This window comes from Enhygromyxa salina (assembly GCF_002994615.1).
Taxonomy (GTDB): domain Bacteria; phylum Myxococcota_A; class Polyangia; order Nannocystales; family Nannocystaceae; genus Plesiocystis; species Plesiocystis salina_A.
In genome coordinates this window covers 1-17,729 of the sequence record NZ_PVNK01000074.1, presented here as the reverse complement: position 1 = coordinate 17,729, position 17,729 = coordinate 1, and the positions used below count along the sequence as shown (strand labels likewise).

Genomic DNA, 17,729 nt, shown 5'->3' with positions numbered 1-17,729 from the left:
GATGGTCCCACGACAGCTCCGCCGCCTCGTGGTGCTCGCCGCCCTGGCCGTCGCGGGGTTGTCACTCCCCCGTGTCAGCGACGCCGCCAAACCCCGTCGCGAGCCAACCGAGCCCGTCTCCTACCGCCTGTCGATCCCAGAGCCCGCGACCCGCTACGTCCACGTCCACGTCGAGGTCGCCGACGCCCGCGCCAGGCAGACCGAGGTCGCAATGCCCGCGTGGACGCCGGGCTCGTACTTGATCCGGGAGTTCGGCAAGAACGTGTACGGGGTCGAGGCCCGAGCCCTCGCCAGCGACGGGCCTGGCGCAGCGCTGGCCGTCGAGCGCGTCGACAAGCAGACCTGGTCGGTCGCCAACGCGGGCGCGGGCTTCGCCCTCGACTACCGCGTGTTCGCCGACGAGCTCAGCGTCCGGACCTCCTACGTCGACGATCGCTTCGCGCTGCTCAACGGCTCGGGCGTGTTCATGTACGTGGTCGGCGAGACCGCGCGGGCGGCCGAGCTCGAGCTCGAGCTGCCGCCGACCTGGCCGGTCCACACAGCCCTGCCCCGGGCCAACAAGCGCTACACCGCGAGCAGCTACGACGAGCTCATCGACAGCCCGCTGCTGCTCGGCGAGGGCGAGGTCCGCGAGTTCTCGGTCGCGGGCAAGGCGCTCGAGTTCGTGTACGTGGCCCCGGCCGGCTCCAACGCCAACATCGACCGGATCGCGGCCGACACCGAGCAGATCGTGCGCGCGTACGCGCGGATACTCAACGGGCTGCCCTTCGATCGCTACTCCTTCTTGATGGTCGGCGACGCGGCCGGCGGCGGCGGGCTCGAGCACCACGACAGCACCGCGCTGATCGTCGACCCGTGGATCTTCTCACGCGCGAGCGGCTACGCCCGGCTCCAGCGCCTGGTCGCCCACGAGTTCTTCCACCTGTGGAACGTCAAGCGGATCCACGACGAGCTGCTCGGGCCCTTCGACTACGCCCGCGAGACCTACACCGAGCTGCTGTGGTTTCACGAGGGCTTCACCGAGACCCTCGAGACCCGCGCGCTGCTGCGGGCCGGGCTGATCACGTCGGAGCAGTATCTGGGTCAGCTCTCGGCGGCTTGGACCGCCTACCTGCGCAAGCCCGGGCGCAACCTGACGCCGATCGCGTCGCTCTCGCGCGAGGCCTGGATCAAGTCCTACCAGCCCGAGGCCAACCACAGCGAGACGACCGTCAGCTACTACGAGAAGGGCAACCTGATCGGGGTGTGCCTCGATCTGAGCCTGCGCCTGCGCGGCCGCGCCAACCATACCGGCGGATCGATCGAGGGCCTGTTTCGGCGGCTGTGGGCGCTGCGCGATCCGAGCACGGGCCAGGCGGCGATCACGATCGACGACATCGTCGCCGCGGCGTCCGCCGAGGCCGGCGAGGACATGCGCTGGTTCTTCGACCGCTACGTCTACGGGACCGAGGAGCTGCCGCTGCCCGAGCTGCTCGAGCAGGCCGGCTTCGTGGTCGAGGCCGAGCTCGCCGAGGGCCGCCAGGCGGTCTGGTCGGGCATGAGCGGGCACCGAACGGTCGCCGCGATCGAGCCGGGGTCACCCGCGGCGGTCGCGGGCGTGATGCACGGCGACGAGCTCATCGCGGTCGACGGAGCCCGGGTCGACGACGTCGGCGAGGCCAACTCGCGGCTCGCCGACCTCGGCGTCGGGGCCACGGCCGAGCTCAGCCTGTTCCGCCGCGATCGCCTCGAGCAGCGCGAGCTGACCACGGCCAAGAGCCCCCACCGTCGCTTCACCTGCGCCAAGCCCGATGAGAGGGTCGACGACCTCGAGCTCGGCCGCGTCCGCCAGCTGTGGCTGCTCGAGCACCTCGACCGCTGAGCTCACACCTCCTCGAACTCGTCCTCGACGCAGGGGTCGTCGCCGTCGCCGTCGTCGTCGCCAGCGTCGACCTCGATCGCCTCGTCATCGGCCTCGCCGCTTTCCCACGCGCGCTTGGAGATCGGAAACTCCCAGTGCCACGGCTCGGCCTTGTAGGGGTGCCAGCCAAAGCGGTGGGCGTTGTCCACGAGCCACTTGTGCAAAGGGGTCTCGCGCTGTTCGTCCCGGGTCTTGCGGTTGGGCACGAGCCCGCCGACGCCGATGTCGATCGCCAGCCCGGTCTCGTGCGGCGAGTCGTAGGCCAGCCACTTCCTGCCCGCGCGAACCGAGCCGTACTTCTCGGTCACGAAGGTCTCGTAGTGCTCCCGCGAGGTCCACCGATGCCTGCGCCAGCCCGACGCGATCTGCAGCCTGATGCCGAGGTTCCGGCCGACGGCCCAGGTGATCTCGGCCAGGCCCGCGGCCGCGAGCACGTGCAGACGCCGGGCCTTGCCCCCGGTCCCAGGGACGTCCACCAGCAGCGGCGATTTGCCCCCCAGCACCCCGTAATTTTTGACCCGAACCCGCTTCTCCTCGTAGCTCACCGCCGCAAGTGTCACCGATTCGCCCTGGCAGCAGAAGCGACCGGCCGCGCAGCGGCCGTGCGCGGCAAAGTCGCTGACGGCTGCGGGGTAATAGCTAGCAGCCCCCTTTCAGGGGGCCACGCAGACCACGGCGAAGCTCATACCAGCCCACCGAGCGAGTTATCGAGCGACCGGCCGCGCAGCGGCCGTGCGTGGCAAAGTCGCTGACGGCTGCGGGGGTAAGAACCAGGCTAGTCGCCGGGATCGTGGTCGATGCCGCTCTTCGAGCACTCGTCGTTGGGCCCACACTTGAAGCGCACGTGGATGTGGCGGGTGTGGCCGGTCGAGTGCTGCAGGAGGGTCTTGCGATAGTGGGCACCGCGCGGGTAGGCGATCATCTCGTCGAGCTCCTGCTCGCTCGCGCCCATGACCTTGGCGGCCTTGTAGACCCGGTCGTGTAGCTCGTAGGCCAAGAACACGGCCTCGACCTCGCCGGTCTCGTGGAGGGCCTTGAGGAAGCCGTAGAGCGCGAACCAGTCGGCCTCGTCGGGGATGGGCCGGCGCTCCTTCCCCTCTCTGATGTGACTGGGCTGGTAGACGCCCTTGAGGCTCGGCAGCCAGATGTCGACGTCGCGCCCGGCCTGGTGCGACTTGTGCGGGTAGAACAGCCCGCCGGGCTTCTTGCTCATGTCGGCGACGACGATCTCGCCCTCGAAGTCGTAGGTGTAGCGGAACGAGGCGATCGCGTGCTGGAGGTGCGCGGCCATGTGGCTGCCGCACCACATGATCTGGGGGTTGCGCCGCTTGTAGAGCTTGTCGTTGGCCGGGAACTGGATCGCGTCGATGATCTTGCCGTTTTTGGGGGCGCCGACCGAGATCGCGGTCGGGCGCACGGTGAACTCGGGGATCTGGACGTTGTCCTTGCGTTTGAGCGCCTTGGGATCGACGTAGATCGTCAGCTCCATCCCGCGCTCGATCACGTCCTCTTCGATCTGCGGGTTGTAGGCCTGGAGCTTGGACACGGGCACGTCGAAGCGCTTGGCCAGGCTCGACCACGACTCGCGCTTGTCGGGCCGGTAGACGATCATCTGCTGGGGCAGCGGGCTCTTGGAGGACCGGATCTTCAGCACGCGGCCGGGCTCGAGCGGGGTGCTCTCGTCGATCCCATTCCAGCGCATGACCGACTGAATCGGCACGTCGTAGCGCAGGGCGATCTCCTCGAGGGTCTCGGCCGGGATCACCTCGTGCTCGATGTCGACCTTCTCGACCGCGTCGGGGACTTCGGAGATCTCGAGCACCTCCACGACCGCGCCGTCATCGCCAACGGCGGCGGTGTCGCCCTCGCCCTCGGTCTCGCCGACCTCGCCCACGAGCTCGTCGTCGTCGCTCCAATCGTGGGTCACCGCGAACGCGATCGCGCCGATCAGCAAGAGCGCCCCCCCGGCGACCCCGGCGATCCGAACCACCTTGTTGCGCTCGCGGCCCTCGGCCGAGGCCCGGATGAAGCTCTCTTCGAGCTCGCCGAAGGCCTCGTCGACGTCGGCGACCATCTCGATGTAGTCGAGGGCCTTGCCGAGGTTGCGCCCGCGCAGCAGCAAGCGGTTGGGGCGTCCGGCCTCGTCCCACTCGGCGGCGTAGCGGTTGACGCGATCGCGGAAGCGACGGTCGGCGTGCTCGTCGGCGGACTTGCGGATCAGCGGGCCGCGAGCGCCGACGCCGATCGGCGCGGCGACGGCCGGCCGCGAGATGCCACGCCTGGCGCCCGTCAGCGCCTTGGCGGCGCGGTTGAACTCGAGCGAGAGGACGTAGCTCCCGACGCTGATCTTGACCCCAGGCTGGATCGCGACCGTGCCCTGGGCGCGCTGATCTCCGATCCAGGTCCCGTTGGTCGAGCCCTTGTCCTGGATCAGGAAGGCGCCGGTCGGGTCGCGGCCGATCACGCAGTGCTGCGACGACACGCCGCCTTGCTCGAGCACGAGATCGTTGTCAGCCGTACGCCCGATCCTCAGCTGCTGGCCCGTGAAGGGCACCGTCCAGCTGCGGCCGGTGGAGTCGGTGACCCTGATGCTCGTGCCCTGCATCGCTACGGGCCGCTAGAGTGTGAAGGTGTGGTCGACGATCTTCGACTGCTTGGCCTTGGTGAAGCGAGCGCTCTTGACGGCACTGGCCACGCACTTGCCCACGGGGGTGCTGCTGTGGGGCGGACGCGCCGAGGCGGACTTGACCTTGCCGCCCGAGATCAAGAAGTTGACCTTGATCTTCATGCCCGGGAGGCCGCCCTTGTTCTTGCAGGCGCTGACCTTCTTGCTGATCCGCTTGAGGCCCTTGTTGACGTCGTTGGCCGAGAGGCTCTCGCGGATCGTCACGGGCTTGGGGACTGGCTTGGAGACCTCGGGGGTGTCCTCTGTGCCCGTGTCGCTCGGTAGATCGACCGGAGGATCGACAGGCAAGTCGACCGGGACTTCGGCCTCGACCGCCCCCGCGTCGCCGCCCGTGTCGGCGACGGGCTCACCCGTGTCTTCGGGCTCCGGTGGGCCGCTGTCCTCGAGCTCTTCGCCGCCGGACTCGGCCCCGGCCACGAGCGCCTTGCTGTCGCCCGTCTCGGCGGCCTCGTCATCCTCGGCGACCTCGTCTTTGTCGTCGCCATTGCTCAGGCCGAAGACCAGCGCGAGGATCAGGCCGAGGACGGCCGCTCCGCCGCCGAGCATCATGTAGAGCTTCTTGCGGCTCTTGGACTCCTCGACAGGGGCAGCGGCCCCGGCGACCTGATCGCCCGCGGTCATCGTCGCGTCGTTGCCGATCCCAGCTGCGTCGGGCAGACCGCCGTCGAGCATCATCGTCGCTTCGCCGGTGCCGGGGCCTTCGTTGCCGAGCGAGAAGCCGCCCATGCCGTCGAGCATCATCGTCGCTTCGCCGCCGCCACCCTCGCTACCGAGCGAGACGCCGCCCATGCCGTCGAGCATCATCGTCGCGTCGGTCCCGGGGCCCTCGCCGCCGTCGGAGCCGCCGTCGGGGCCGATGTAGCCCGGGGGCGGCTGGCCCGGCGTCATCCCGGCGAAGGGCGAGATGTTGTCCTCGTCGTCGAGCAGCAGCGTGCCCTTGGGGGTCCGGGCCCGGTTCTGGGGCGGGACCGTGGCGACCTCACCGTTGGCCTGGGCGATCGCCTTCTCGAACGCGGCCATGTCCGGGAAGCGATCCTCGGCCTTCTTCGAGAGCGCCGTGAGGATGATGGTCTCGACCTCGTCGGAGATGTCGGCGTCGGGGTTGACGTCGCGAGGAGGCGGCGCGGGCTCGTTCATGTGCTGGGTCAGCACACGCATGAAGTTGTTGCCGGGGAAGGGCGTTCGCCCGGTCAGCATCTCGAACATCATGCAGCCGACGGCGTAGACGTCGGTGCGGCCGTCGACCGGATCACCGCAGGCCTGCTCCGGCGCCATGTAGCCGGCGGTCCCAAACACCGCGCCCGTGCGGGTCAGGCCGGTGTTTTGGTCGTCGACCTTGGCGATGCCGAAGTCGAGGACCTTGACGTAGTCCGTCGCGCTGCTGCGCGCGATCAGGAACACGTTCCCGGGCTTCATGTCGCGGTGGATGATCCCCGACTCGTGCGCGGCCCGGAGCGCGCGGACGACCTGCAGCAAGATGTTGCGGGTCCGCAGCCACGGGAGGCGCTTGACCTCCTTGAGCAGATCCGAGAGGTCACTGCCCTCGAGCAGCTCCATCACGAAGAACACCGATCCGCCGGGCACCTGCCCGAAGTCCATGATGTCGACGATGTTCTCGTGCCGGATCATCGAGGCCGCGCGGGCCTCTTGGAGGAAGCGCTCGACGTTGGTGCGGTCGTGGCAGAACTCCTGCTTGAGCACCTTGATCGCAACCTTCTTGCGCAAGGTGACGTGCTCGCCGAGATAGACCGAGCCCATACCGCCGTCACCGAGGGTTGAGACGACCTTGTAACGATCGGCGAGCACCGTCCCGATGAGATCGGGGGGCGGCTTCCAGCCGGGTATCTGGGGTGGACCACCAGGATTGAGCTCAGTCGGTTCCGACACGGAGACTCCTCGGCCAGGGGACGACACGCCTGGTCGACGTTGGATGACTTTACCTGATCGTTCGGGGCCGCACACCAGCGCCGTGCGGTTGCGCGACACACGCAGACGCGTCAAGCCTACCTACATGTGGGCATCGCCAGTTGCGCGACAATCGCGCGTCTACTTGGTCTCGCGCTCGAGCTTGCCAACGAGCGAGAGCGTGAACGAGGCGCCCATGTACTTGAGGTGAGGCCGCAGCAGGAGATGGGCCCGATACCATCCCGCCTGTCCGGGGACCTCGTCGACCTTGACCTGAGCCTGCCGGAGCGGTCGCTTGCCGCGGACGGCCGCCGCGGGGTTGTCCATGTCGGACACGTACTGTCGCAGCCAGTCGTTGAGCTCACGCTCGAGATCCGCTCGCTCCATGTGCCGGCCGATCTCCTCGCGCTGCAGGACCTTGAGGTAGTGGGCGAGGCGGCAGACGATGAAGATGTAGGGCAGCTGGGCGCCGAGCCGGGCCCCGAGCGAGGCCTCGCGGCCCTCCTCGGTGTTGGCGAACACCTTGGGCCGCTGGCACGAGTTGGCCGAGAAAAAGCACGCCTGGCCGCTGCCCTTGAGGAACACCAGGCCGATGAAGCCCTCCTCCGAGAGCTCGAACTCGTGGCGCTCGGTCAGCTGGATCTCGGTTGGCATCCGCTCCTCGATGCCGCGGCGCTTGCGAGGGTCGGGGTCGAGATCGTAGACGCGCCGCATCGAGCGGAACGAGAGCATCGGCAGGCCCGTGACCGCGCCCCCAGCCGTGGGCCCGACGATGTTGGGGCTCCAGCGGTAGCGGGCGAAGCTCTCGGCCACCCGGGTCGCAAACGCGAACGCGGCGTAGCCCCACAGGTAGTTCGACTTCTTGACGGTCTGCTCGGCGTAGGTGAACGAGTGAACATGGTGGCGCTCGTAGGGCGGCCGGAGCAAGAAGCGCGGCAGACACAGGCCGACGTAGCGCGAGTCCTCGGTGTCGCGAAACGCGTTCCACCGGGTGTACTGCGGGGTCGAGAAGATCACCCGGATGTCGGAGTAGGTTGCGAGGCCCTCGAAGCTCTCCTCGCCGAAGAAGCGCGGCGAGGCGTTGCCGATGAAGGGCACGTGAGCCATGGCCGCGACCGCGGCGCAGTTCGACAGCAAGGCCATGTCGCGCGGGCCGGGGTCGAACTCGTAGGTGCTGACCATCAGCCCGAAGGGCTCGCCGCCGAAGGTCCCGTACTCGCGGGAGTAGACGAGGCGGTAGAGCCCCGACTTGGCGATCTCCGGGGCGTCCTCGAAGTCGTCGATGAGATCGTCCTTGCCGCAATTGAGCAGGTGGATCTCGGTGTTCTCGCGGAAATTGACGTTGGCGATCAGGTAGCGCAGCGATCGCCAGGCGGCCTCGAGGGCCTGAAAGTCTTCGTGATGGAGGATCTCGTCGATCTGGGTCGAGATCGCCCGATCGAGGAGCACGATGTTGAGGTCGACGCCGGCCCGGTCGATGACGATCTGCTCGGGCTTGTAGCGCTTGCCGACGGCGAGGCGCTTGTCCTTCACGACCTCGGCGTTGTCGAGCATGTCCTCGAGCAGCGCCCCGGGTGTCCCCGACACAGGTGTCGCGCCGAGGCCCGGCGGCTCGGGCTCGGGCTCGGCCAGACTCGGCGGCGCGTCGGCGGCCGCGCTCGCGGCCAGCGTCGGCGGCTCGGGCATCGACTCGGCGACGTCGGCGAGCGCGACGGCCTCGGGCTCGGGGCCGGGCTCGTCGGCCTCGGGCACGGGGTCGTCGAACTCACCGAGGCGCGTGCGCAGGTAGGACTCGACGGCCTCGCGCAGGGTCGTGTAGTCGGGGCTCCCGACCCCGAGCGCGGCGCCCTCGACGATCCAATTGCTGAGCGAGGTCTCGGCCGTTGAGCCGCCGCCGATGATGCCGAGCTCGCGGCGGAGCTGGTTGCGGTTCTCGGGCGTCGCGAGGGCCTGCTTGAAGCGCTGGGTGAGCGAGGGTGACAGCCCGAGCCACTCCTTGAGCTCGGTCAGCGCGCGCCGGGTCTCGACCAGCGTGCGCAGCTCGGGGACCTGCTGGGCGACCCACTCGGGCCCGAAGTCGGAGTAAGACGCGAACTTGAGATCGACCGCGAGGGTGTCGTCGGGGTCGGCGCTCAGCCGGCTGCGGCAGTTGAAGCGCAGGCGCAGGCCGTGCTCGGCCATGACCGCGCCGAGGTTCTTGTTGTCGACCTTGATCGGCTTGCGCTCGTCGAGGGGCCGGTCGTCCTCGTGCCCGGTGTAGTCACCGATCACGAGGATCTTGAGGGGGAGCTCGCGCTCCTTCCTGGTCTCGTGCTCGTGGTAGACGAGGTTGACGCGGTCACGCGCGGGCGAGCTCTGCTTGGCCATCGGTCGCGGTCTCCTGGGCTGGCTAGCGGTTGGGCGCGATCCCCTCGAGCAGGCTCGCGCCGCTTTGGCCGGGGCGCTCGATCGCGGCGCGTTGGTGCGGGGTCAAGAGCCGCGCGCCCCGAGCCGCGACGTCTTCGTCGTCGGCGAGCAAGGGCCAGATCTGCTCGTCGAACAGCCCCGGGGTCCCGAGCACGCCGAGCAGCTTGGCCCCGGGCGTGCCGAGGATCAGGAGCATGCGGTACTGCCGACGCGACCACATGAAGCTCGGCGGCGAGGGCCAGCGTAGGATCCGCCGGGCGAGCTCGAGCCAGAACACCAGCTCGGTGTCCGAGGTCACGGGGCAGTCGAGGGTGATCGCCTGCCCGCCCCGAGGTGGGCGCCCGGACGCGCGGTAGCAGCCGTTGAGCAGCATGCCGATGCCGTAGATGTGGTCGTCGTTCCAGCGCTCGCCCTCGGGGTTGCCGGTCGGCCGCGAGAACAGCCGGTCGAGCAGCTCGTCGGCCGAGATGTTGGTCAGCATCTGCCACGCGGTCTGCAGCGCCTGGCCGAGGGCCGCGTCCGAGGGGACCGGGAGCTGCTCGAGCAGCGCGGGTACGCTGGCCATGTCGACCCCGTCGATGCGATCGAGCAGCTCGGACGCGGCGCCGACGAAGGCCGTGTAGGCCTTGGGCAGGATCGGCCAGTTGTTGGCGAAGGCCCGGCCGTCGAGGTGATGAAAGATCGCGAGGGGGAACTCGCGACCGACGCCGTCCTGGCTGCCCTTCATCACGCCGATCAGGTGACCGATCTCGCCGGGCGCCCGGAACATGAAGGGCAGCGGCTCGGGCGGCAGGTGGGCGCGCATCGAGGGCAGCGTCATCACGCTCTCGCGCAGGTACTCGTCGAACGCACGCACGACCGGCGTCCCGATGTTGACGCGGACGAAGTCGCGCGCCGACGGGGTCTTGCCGAACAGCCCGACGCCGCTCACTCGCCCTCGCCCCCCCCGCCCCCGGTCGAGCACGAGTGACCACTGACGATCGACTTGGGCACCTTGAGCGAGCTGAACAGGCCCATGTACTTCGAGCTTCCGCGCGACGGCACGCCAAACAGCGGGGTCTCGGCTCGCTTGGGCCGGAGCCGAATCGTAATCACGCCGACTTGTTGGTCGGACAGATCCCACTTGATGCTGTAGACCTGCTGCCCGGCCGAGCCCGTGACCTTCGCCTCTTCCAGGAGGTGCCACAGGCCCCAGTCGCCCTTGCGCATGACGTCGCCGTTCCTGCCCAGGCCCTTGGCCTTGATGCTGGCGCCGGGGTCCCCCTCGGCGCCGGGCCAGACCATCGGCTTCCACGACTGCGGGCCGTTGCGATAGATGACCTTCTGGCCGTCGACGGTGAAGGTGATCTCGGAGACGCCGGGCGTGCCGTCGATCTGGACCTCGAACTCGAACTTGGGCGCGTCCGAGCCGGGCGGGAACATCACAGCTCCGATGTCGCCGACGTCGGTCAGGAAGGGCGGCAGCTGGGTGTTGTACGAGATCTGGGTGGCCGCGCCGCGATCGACGACGGTGAACACGTTGCCGCTCTTTTGGATGCCGGCCGCCAGGCTCGCGTTGTAGAACTCCCAGATCGGGCCCTGGTCGGGGGCGAACCATGCGCTGAATTCGCCGATCGGTAGGTCGTAGCCCTTGGGGTTGAAGGGGTACTTCTTCTTGACCTGCTCGTCGAAGGGCACGTAGACGGCCGCGCACCACGAGGCCCCCATCTCGCCGCGCACGCCGCCTTCAACGGCGCCGCGCACCGCGTCGAAGGGCGGCAGCAAGATCCGGTCGTAGCGGTTGCGCCACGGCTCTTGCTGCTCGGAGATCTGGCCCTTGACGGTCTGGGTGGCCGTGCCGAGCTTCTTGCCGAGGGGCTCGAGCTCGGCGCGGTCGTCGACCGCAGCCTGGAGGGCGTCGCGGACCGCGGTGACCTGCTCGAGGTAGACGGCGATCTGCAGCGAGCCGACCGGCGCGGGCGGGTCGTCGGGCCCGGCCGCGACCTCGTCGACGCTGACCCCGAAGGCGACGAAGGGCTTGAAGTAGTCCTTGACGTCCTTGTTCTCGTAGAAGGCCTTGCCGCCCTCGGGCGTCGCGGCCTCGACCTTGGCGCGGACGTCCTTGGGCAGCTTGTCGACGCTGTACCAGGGCACCTCGCCGTCCTCGGGCGTGAGCTCCTTGAGCTGGACGTGGTACCAGGTCATCTGGAGCAGCCGGGCCAGCGGCGAGCCGCCGCGGGCGAGGTCCTGGAACATCTTGAGTGAGCCGACCAGATCACTCGACGCGTCGACGTAGATCTTGGCGATGAACTGATCCCACTCCTTGATGTACTGGTCGAAGTAGCGCGAGCGCAGGCGGAGGCGGTCGGTCATGACCCGCTCGCGGGCCTCCTTGTCGGTCAGGCCGAGGACCCACTCGCTGCCGACGAACTCGCCCTGGGGCTTGGCGAGCTCGTCGCGGCAGTGCTTCTCCCAGCCCTGGCGGGTGAACGCGCCGCGGACCTTGATGCCGTCGTTCTTGTAGACGTTGGTCCCGAGCTTGAGCGAGGCGAGGGTCACGTTGGCGACGCCGTCGACTTCGCCAGCGGCGGCGATCAGCTCGGCGAGCCAGGCCTCGGTTCGGTCGCTGCGGCGCAGGACCTTGCGGACCTCGCCGACCATGTTCTCGTCGTAGTCGATCTCGAGCTCCGGCCGCTCGCGCAGCACGGTGACGTAGGTCCGGACGACCTCCTCCATCTTCTGGAAGCTGGCGCTCTCGGTGTCGACGAGCTGGGCCTCGGCCCACCACAGCGCGACCTGGTGGGCGAGCCAGTCGTTCTCGCGCGCGCGCTCGAGCTCGAGCTCTTCGACGGGCAGATCGGGCTTGTACTCGTCGAGGTCGTCGGCGAGCAGGAGGTAGGCCCGGAGCATGTCGAAGGCCTTGCCCGACTCGTCGGTCGGCGGCTCGTCCTCGTCGCCGGGGTAGCGAGCCGCGAAGTTCCCGAGCTCGGTCTCCTTGTCCTTCATCAGGGGCACGATCAGCTCCTCGCGGACCGTGCGGCCGAACAGCGCGCGCGTCGGCTCCTGGATGTTGTCGCCCTGGTACATGCCCCAGCGCAGCTTGAAGGGGCGCGAGTCGTGCTCGTAGCCGTAGAGCTCGTCCTGGGCCTCGTAGAGCGGGTACAGGCGATCGACGTTGGCGACCGCCGAGCCCTCGTCCTCGGCCTCCTCGTCGATCTTGTCGACGGCGCCGTGGACGGTCTCGAGCACCTCTTGGTTGGCCCGCATCGAGCGGACCGGGAGCACGCAGAGGCCGACCGCCGTCGCGAAGATGCCGCCGGCCCCGGCCCACTTGATGATGCTGGCCTTGCGCACGTGCTTCGTGCTGCGGCGCGCGAGCTCGCGATCGGCGAAGATGACCTTGTTGAACAGGTTGCCGAGGAAGTAGCTGCGGGCCTCGACCTGCTGCTGGCCGGCGATCGCGGACTGCATCCCGAAGGCCTGGGCCATCGAGCCCATCAGGCGATCGATCGGCCGGCCCTCCTGGGTCCCGCTGGTGAAGTAGCAGCCGCGCAGCATCGGGGTCTCGGCGTAGACGTTGGCCGTGAACACCAGCCCGATGAAGCTGGCGAGATTGTCGCGCAGGAGCTCGAAGTGCTGGGGGAACTCGTAGATCTTGCCGCGCGACTCGACGCGCCGCTCCTCACCCATGCGCCGCAGCGAGCGCTGCTCGGTCCGGTCGGCGAGGCGGTCGAACTGATCGCAGAAGGTCCCGGTCGGGTCGACCCCGGCGTAGGCCCCGGTCACCGGCAGCGTGAAGCCCCAGATCGACTTGCGCTCGCTCTTGCCCATCTCCGAGAACATCTCGACGAAGCCGGGCAGCAGGTCGCACTTGGTGAACAGCACGTAGACCGGGACCGACATCTCGAGGTGCTTGCAGACCTCGTCGATCCGCGCGCGGATCTTGGTTGCCATCGTGTTGATCTCGCCCTCGTTGGCGAGCGCGAGGTCGGCGACCGAGACCGCGAGCAGGATCCCGTTGATCGGCCGCTTGGGCCGGGTGTCCTTGAGCAAGTTGAGGAACGCGAGCCACTCGTCGAGGTCGGTGTCTTCGGTCGTGTAGCGCCCGGCGGTGTCGACGATGACCGCCTGGTTGGTCATCCACCAGTCGCAGTTGCGGGTCCCGCCGATGCCCTTGACCGCGCCGCCGCCCTTGTCGGACAGGTAGGGGAACTGGAGGCCCGAGTTGCGCAGCGCGGTGCTCTTGCCAACGCCGGGCGGGCCGATGATCACGTACCAGGGCAGCGCGTAGAGGGCCTCCTTGCCGAGCCGCGAGCCCTTGAGCGCGCCGACGGCCTTGTTGAACTCCGACGACATCGCGTTGATGTCGGCTTGCATGTCCGGGCGGGCGCCCGCGGCCTGGGCCGCGCCCTGGGACGCGAGGGCCTTCTCGATCTTGTTGGCCGCGCGCCGGGCCTTGACGATGCCCCAGACGATGACCGCGACCAGGACCAGCACGATCACGATCGTGGCGACGACGGCGATCCAGATCGGCAGCTTGAGGAACCACCACAGGCCCCAGACGACCAGGATCAACAGTGCAGCGAAGATGTACTTCAGCATGGTGGGTCTCCGGTCAGCCGTCCTCGGCGGGCTGCATCATGGGTTGCATGCGCTCGACGACGGTCTTGGTCTGCTTGTCGAGGCCCACGCGCAAGACGATCAGCAGCCCGAGCGAGAACAGCAAGAAGAACAGCGCGACCCAGATCGCGGGGAAGCCGTCGGCGCGGCCGGTGTCCTCTTTGGGTCGCAGGGGTTGGACCGACAGCGGCTGCTCTTTGAGCTCGTTGCGCAGCGCCTCCTTGACCCGACGGATGATCGTGTCGAGCTCGAGCTCGCCGCCACGGATCGCGTACTGGCCCTGGAAGCCGAGCAGCAGGCAGACGTAGTAGATCCGCAAGATCTCGACGCGGCCGGGGTCACTCATGACCGCGTTGAGGCGGTGAAAGAAGCCCTCGCCCGCGAGGTTCTCGTTGAAGTAGTGCAGCTGCAGCGGCCGCTGCATCCAAAAGTCGCGGATCGCCCCGCCCTTGTGGAGCGCGAGCTCGTCGGCGAGCGCGACCACGGCGTAGGCCATGTCGGTCACGTCGACCTCTTCGTAGACCTGGCGGCCGTTGGCGATCATCTGATCGATGAACCCGCACAGACGCTGGTAGGGCATCTGAGGCGAGACCGCCGAGGCAGCGTCGAGGGCGCGGAACTGGATCAGCGCGTTGAGGCAGTCCTTGGTGACCTCGTTGATGCGTTCCATGGGGGTCGTCGCTCCTGGCTCAGCCGTCGGTCCGCGGGATGCCCATCATCGAGATCTTGGCCCGCTTGGGGTCGAAGGGCGGCGGCACATAGATCGCGATGGTCCGCTCGGCGAGGACGTCGCGCCAGTAGCGGTCGTCCTTTTTGATCATGAAGTAGACCTGGCCGGGCTTGATCGCGATCTCGGTCGGCGGGCGGTGGGTTGGTTGCAGCGGCACGCCCGGGGTCGCCGACTTGACGATCGCGCTGATCTGCTTCCACGACGACATCTTCGACAGCTGCGGCAGCTTGTTGGCGATGTGCTGCTCGGGCGAGTCGGCCTCGACGGCGAGGACCCAGTCCTTGCAGTCGATCATCCGCTGCTCCGAGAGCCGCCCGATCCACATCCCGTCCTCGCGGGCCTCGAGCGGGATCTTGATGCTCATGTCCTTGACCGCGGCGCCGAGCATCGTCTTGATGTGCTGGAACATCGGCAAGAAGCACGCGCGCATGTCGAGGTACTGGAAGCGCGGGAAGCTCGACGGGTCGATCTCACCGGTGAAGCTCGACAGCCCGCCGCCGTACTGAAGCAGCATCAGGTACGCGGCCAGCGGCGAGGTCTTGGGCTCCTCGCTGGTGTGCTTGAGCAGCGGGATGCCGCTGTTGATCGCGTTGAGCAGCAGGTAGCGGGTCACGTCGGCCGCCGCGAACTCGATGGTCGCGGCGTCGCGCTGGCGCCGGGTCGCCGTCAGCGCGCGCTGCTTGACGACCGAGAGGCTCATGATCTCGCGCAGCCCCGACATGATCACCGGCGAGGCGCCGATGTGGAGGACCGGCGGGATGTAGCTGTCGGACAGCGTGAACGAGCCGTCCTCATCGCGGACGATCTCGGCGACCTTGACCTTGACGTGGTCCTCGTCCTTCTCCTCGCCGAACAGCAGCACCGGCGCCGGGGTCCCGACGTCGAGGTTGCGGGTGTTCTTGCTCATCGAGATGTCGCCGACGGACTTGGTCGTGTTGAGGTAGCGACCACGCCACTCGCTGTCGATCTCGTGGAAGTTGGACACGCCCTCGCGCAGGACCGGGAGCCCGAGCGAGACCGAGAGCTGCTTGGCCGTGGTCGGGAAGTGATCGCCGATCGTCCGCGACGGCACCGCGACCTTGCCGCGCAGGTCGGCGCCGTCGGGCATCACGCCCTCGAAGCGGGTCAGCTCGAGGCGCCCGCTCTTGAGCGCGCCAGCGTCGAATTCGACGGCCTGGACGCCCCAGCTCAGGGGCGTCGCGGCGGCCAGGCGCTCGTGCAGGATCTGGTCTTCGAACAGCTCCTGCTGCTGAAGGTGTTGCGGGGAGATCAGCATCCCCTCGCGCCAGATCACACGGTCGTAGTGCTTGCGGTTCGTGGTCGACATGATCGGGTTCGGCGGTGGCGAGGAATGAGCGCGAGGCCAGGACTACTTGTCCTTGCCCTTCTTCTTGTCGTCGTCTTCCTCGACGGTCTTGGTCTTGGGCGTGTAGAGCGGCGTGCAGGCGGTCTCGACCTTGTCTTCGTCGAAGCCGGGCGGCACGTTCTTGCCGCCGTCGATCTGGTTGCGCTCCATGTAGAGGTACATGCAGGGCTCGCCGAGCGAGGCCGGGTCCTTGTCTTCACTCTGGAGCTCGCAGGCCTGCTGCCCGTAGCTGTTGGGGACCTCGTAGACGCGGTACCAGGTGTTGCCGACGGGCTGCTGGAACACCCCGAAGGCGAGGATGTACCGGGCGCCGTCCTCGGGCGTGATCTTGATGAGCTCGTCCGAGTCGGGATAGATCTGAAACTCTTTGTCCGAGATGTACTCGTCGCCGAGCGCGGCCTCGTGGTCCTCCCACAGCTCGGTGAAGTCGAGGCTGCGCGTGGCCAGGTCGCCGCTGAGCTGGTAGATGCGCACGACCGTGGGCAGCGGGTTGCCCTCTTCGTCGAGGTTGAGATCGGGGGACGCCTGGACGTACAGCGCGATCTCCTCGTAGACGTAGTCGTCAGGCGTGCAGGTGTCCTTGTTGTTGTTTTTGCAGGCGCCGAGGGACAGGGTCAGGGTCAGGCTCGTGGCCAGGCCGAGGGCGGACGCGAGCCGGCCCTTGCGACGGACGCGGGCGAGCGATGAGCGGGGCTGGGTGCGGGCAGTTTCAGGGACGAGCGGCATGATCGAGGGTGTGCTTGAAGGGAGAGAGTCGATGGGTGTTGGCGAGCGTTCGCTCGCCGGGCTCAGGGACCAGCCAGGCCAGCCAGCTTGGACGCCTCGAAGGTTACACCCCGCTGCGCCAGTTCGGCCAAGAACGCCGGCTCGCGATGGTGCTGCCAGCTGTCGTCGGCGCTGCTGCGCGACAAAATCGGCGACACCCCACCCTGCGCGTCGAATTCGGCCAGCATGATCGGAGATTCGTCACCTCGGGCCGTGCGGCCGAGGACCACGACGACGTCGATCGCCGCGGCCACGCGCTCGCGCAGGGCCTCGCGCTCTCGGCCAAAGCCGCCGAGCACCAGGCCCTCGACGCAGGTCGTGAGCCCGGCCTCGGGATCGCCGACCTCGAGGCCGAGGACGATCTGCTCGACGCCGCCGGACCGCCGGTCGCTGGGGCGGGCTTTGGGGTCGGGGGGAGGCGTCGCTAACCCGGCCCAGATGCTGGCGAGGCCCGAGCCGCCGCCGCGGTGGACGAGCAGGCGGGTCGAGCCGGCCTGGATCGCGAGGCGGATCGGCCCCGCCGTCAGGCCCGGCTCGGCGTCGAGGACCAGGGCGCCGCGGGGCGGCACGATCCGGCTGCCCGCGCGGACGATGCCGAGCTCGTTGACGTCGAACTTCGCGAGCTCGTGCGCGAGCGCGGACAGCAGCTCGGTGCCCTCGCAGCGATCCCCCACGCACAGCATCACGCTGCCCTGGCCAGCCAAGACGGCGCGGAGGTACTCGGCGACGGGATCGGGCACGGCCCCGACCTGGCTCAACCCGCCGGTTCCGGCCTGGTTGGGGCGCTGGATGACCACGACCGGTCCATCGGGCGCGACGCTGACGTCGGCCCCGCGCAGGTGCGTGCCATCGGCGAGGCGGTGGTCGAGCCACGGCGCGGCCGCGTCCCACTGGAGGTGACTGCCGGCCAGGCGATGCAGGGCCATCGCGACCGCGGCCGGACACGAGAACCCTCGCTCGAGCCGCTCGCGGCCGTGACCACGATCGACGTAGAGCCGCTGCGGGCTCCGAATCAGGACCTCGCGGGTGTCGGCGTCGGCGAGGATGTCGGTCAGCGGACCGAGCGCGAAGACCTCGGTGAGCAGGTGCTCGGCCTCGGTCCCCGGATCGTCGAGCATCAGATCCGGATCGTTGCGCGCGATCACGGCCAGGCGTCGCTTCGCGCCGACGCGGGCGGCCTTGCGCTGCTTCTCGCCGTCGACTGGCGGATGGTCCGGGCCGGCGCCGAGATCCGAGAGCAGCTCGTAGAACACGGCCGCCCGAACGGCGTACTCGGGCCGCATGTCGATCTCTTCTTCGGGCTGCCCGTAGCTCGGGCGCGCGGGCGCGGGGCTCGGCGCAGAGTTGGCGCGGGCGGCGGGCGCCCGAGCTA

Annotated in this window: 11 protein-coding genes; 1 reads left to right on the top strand and 10 read right to left on the bottom strand. The window is 68.7% G+C overall.

Annotated features, from left to right (window positions below; translation table 11 throughout):
- The first annotated feature begins 1 nt into the window (after nt 1).
- The gene (locus ENSA5_RS07190; protein WP_106390891.1) at nt 2-1,861 is read left to right on the top strand and encodes a M61 family metallopeptidase; all 1,860 of its coding nucleotides are present in this window, start codon (nt 2-4) and stop codon (nt 1,859-1,861) included.
- A gap of 2 nt (nt 1,862-1,863) precedes the next feature.
- Here the strand turns inward: ENSA5_RS07190 and ENSA5_RS07185 are convergent, their stop codons facing one another.
- The 10 genes from ENSA5_RS07185 to ENSA5_RS37185 form a co-directional block, all read right to left on the bottom strand.
- A complete protein-coding gene (locus ENSA5_RS07185) occupies nt 1,864-2,445 on the bottom strand; it encodes a D-alanyl-D-alanine carboxypeptidase family protein (RefSeq protein ID WP_181197468.1) in 582 nt (193 codons plus the stop codon).
- A 230-nt stretch (nt 2,446-2,675) separates the two neighbouring features.
- Nucleotides 2,676-4,505 carry a penicillin-insensitive murein endopeptidase gene (locus ENSA5_RS07180; protein ID WP_106390889.1) on the bottom strand — a complete coding sequence of 610 codons (1,830 nt, stop codon included), beginning with the start codon at nt 4,503-4,505 and terminating at the stop codon, nt 2,676-2,678.
- Between the two features lie 12 nt (nt 4,506-4,517).
- Nucleotides 4,518-6,473: a serine/threonine protein kinase gene (locus tag ENSA5_RS07175; protein ID WP_146155417.1), complete on the bottom strand. Its 1,956-nt coding sequence runs from the start codon at nt 6,471-6,473 to the stop codon at nt 4,518-4,520.
- Nucleotides 6,474-6,632: 159 nt separating this feature from the next.
- On the bottom strand, nt 6,633-8,858 hold the full coding sequence (gene tssC, locus ENSA5_RS07170; RefSeq protein ID WP_106390887.1) for a type VI secretion system contractile sheath large subunit: 2,226 nt from the start codon (nt 8,856-8,858) through the stop codon (nt 6,633-6,635).
- 22 nt (nt 8,859-8,880) lie between these two features.
- Nucleotides 8,881-9,828 carry a type VI secretion system-associated protein TagF gene (tagF, locus tag ENSA5_RS07165; RefSeq protein WP_181197467.1) on the bottom strand — a complete coding sequence of 316 codons (948 nt, stop codon included), beginning with the start codon at nt 9,826-9,828 and terminating at the stop codon, nt 8,881-8,883.
- Entirely contained in the window at nt 9,825-13,478 is a 3,654-nt protein-coding gene (gene tssM, locus ENSA5_RS07160; RefSeq protein WP_106390885.1) for a type VI secretion system membrane subunit TssM, read from the bottom strand. The genes tagF and tssM overlap by 4 nt, the downstream gene beginning before the upstream one ends.
- Before the next feature lie 13 nt (nt 13,479-13,491).
- Entirely contained in the window at nt 13,492-14,166 is a 675-nt protein-coding gene (locus ENSA5_RS07155) for a DotU family type IV/VI secretion system protein (RefSeq protein WP_106390884.1), read from the bottom strand.
- Nucleotides 14,167-14,185: 19 nt separating this feature from the next.
- Nucleotides 14,186-15,553, bottom strand: a complete 1,368-nt coding sequence (gene tssK / locus ENSA5_RS07150) for a type VI secretion system baseplate subunit TssK (protein WP_106390883.1) — start codon at nt 15,551-15,553, stop codon at nt 14,186-14,188.
- Between the two features lie 42 nt (nt 15,554-15,595).
- Nucleotides 15,596-16,318, bottom strand: a complete 723-nt coding sequence (tssJ, locus tag ENSA5_RS07145; RefSeq protein ID WP_106390882.1) for a type VI secretion system lipoprotein TssJ — start codon at nt 16,316-16,318, stop codon at nt 15,596-15,598.
- A gap of 62 nt (nt 16,319-16,380) precedes the next feature.
- Nucleotides 16,381-17,729, bottom strand: a 1,349-nt coding sequence (locus ENSA5_RS37185) for a hypothetical protein (protein WP_181197466.1), incomplete at its 5' end; no start/stop codon positions are given.

Coding starts and splice junctions, on each gene's coding strand:
- tssM (WP_106390885.1), bottom strand. CDS start 13,478: ATGCTGAAGTACATCTTCGCTGCACTGTTGATCCTGGTCGTCTGGGGC.
- tssK (WP_106390883.1), bottom strand. CDS start 15,553: ATGTCGACCACGAACCGCAAGCACTACGACCGTGTGATCTGGCGCGAG.
- ENSA5_RS07190 (WP_106390891.1), top strand. CDS start 2: ATGGTCCCACGACAGCTCCGCCGCCTCGTGGTGCTCGCCGCCCTGGCC.
- tssJ (WP_106390882.1), bottom strand. CDS start 16,318: ATGCCGCTCGTCCCTGAAACTGCCCGCACCCAGCCCCGCTCATCGCTC.
- tssC (WP_106390887.1), bottom strand. CDS start 8,858: ATGGCCAAGCAGAGCTCGCCCGCGCGTGACCGCGTCAACCTCGTCTAC.
- ENSA5_RS07155 (WP_106390884.1), bottom strand. CDS start 14,166: ATGGAACGCATCAACGAGGTCACCAAGGACTGCCTCAACGCGCTGATC.
- ENSA5_RS07180 (WP_106390889.1), bottom strand. CDS start 4,505: ATGCAGGGCACGAGCATCAGGGTCACCGACTCCACCGGCCGCAGCTGG.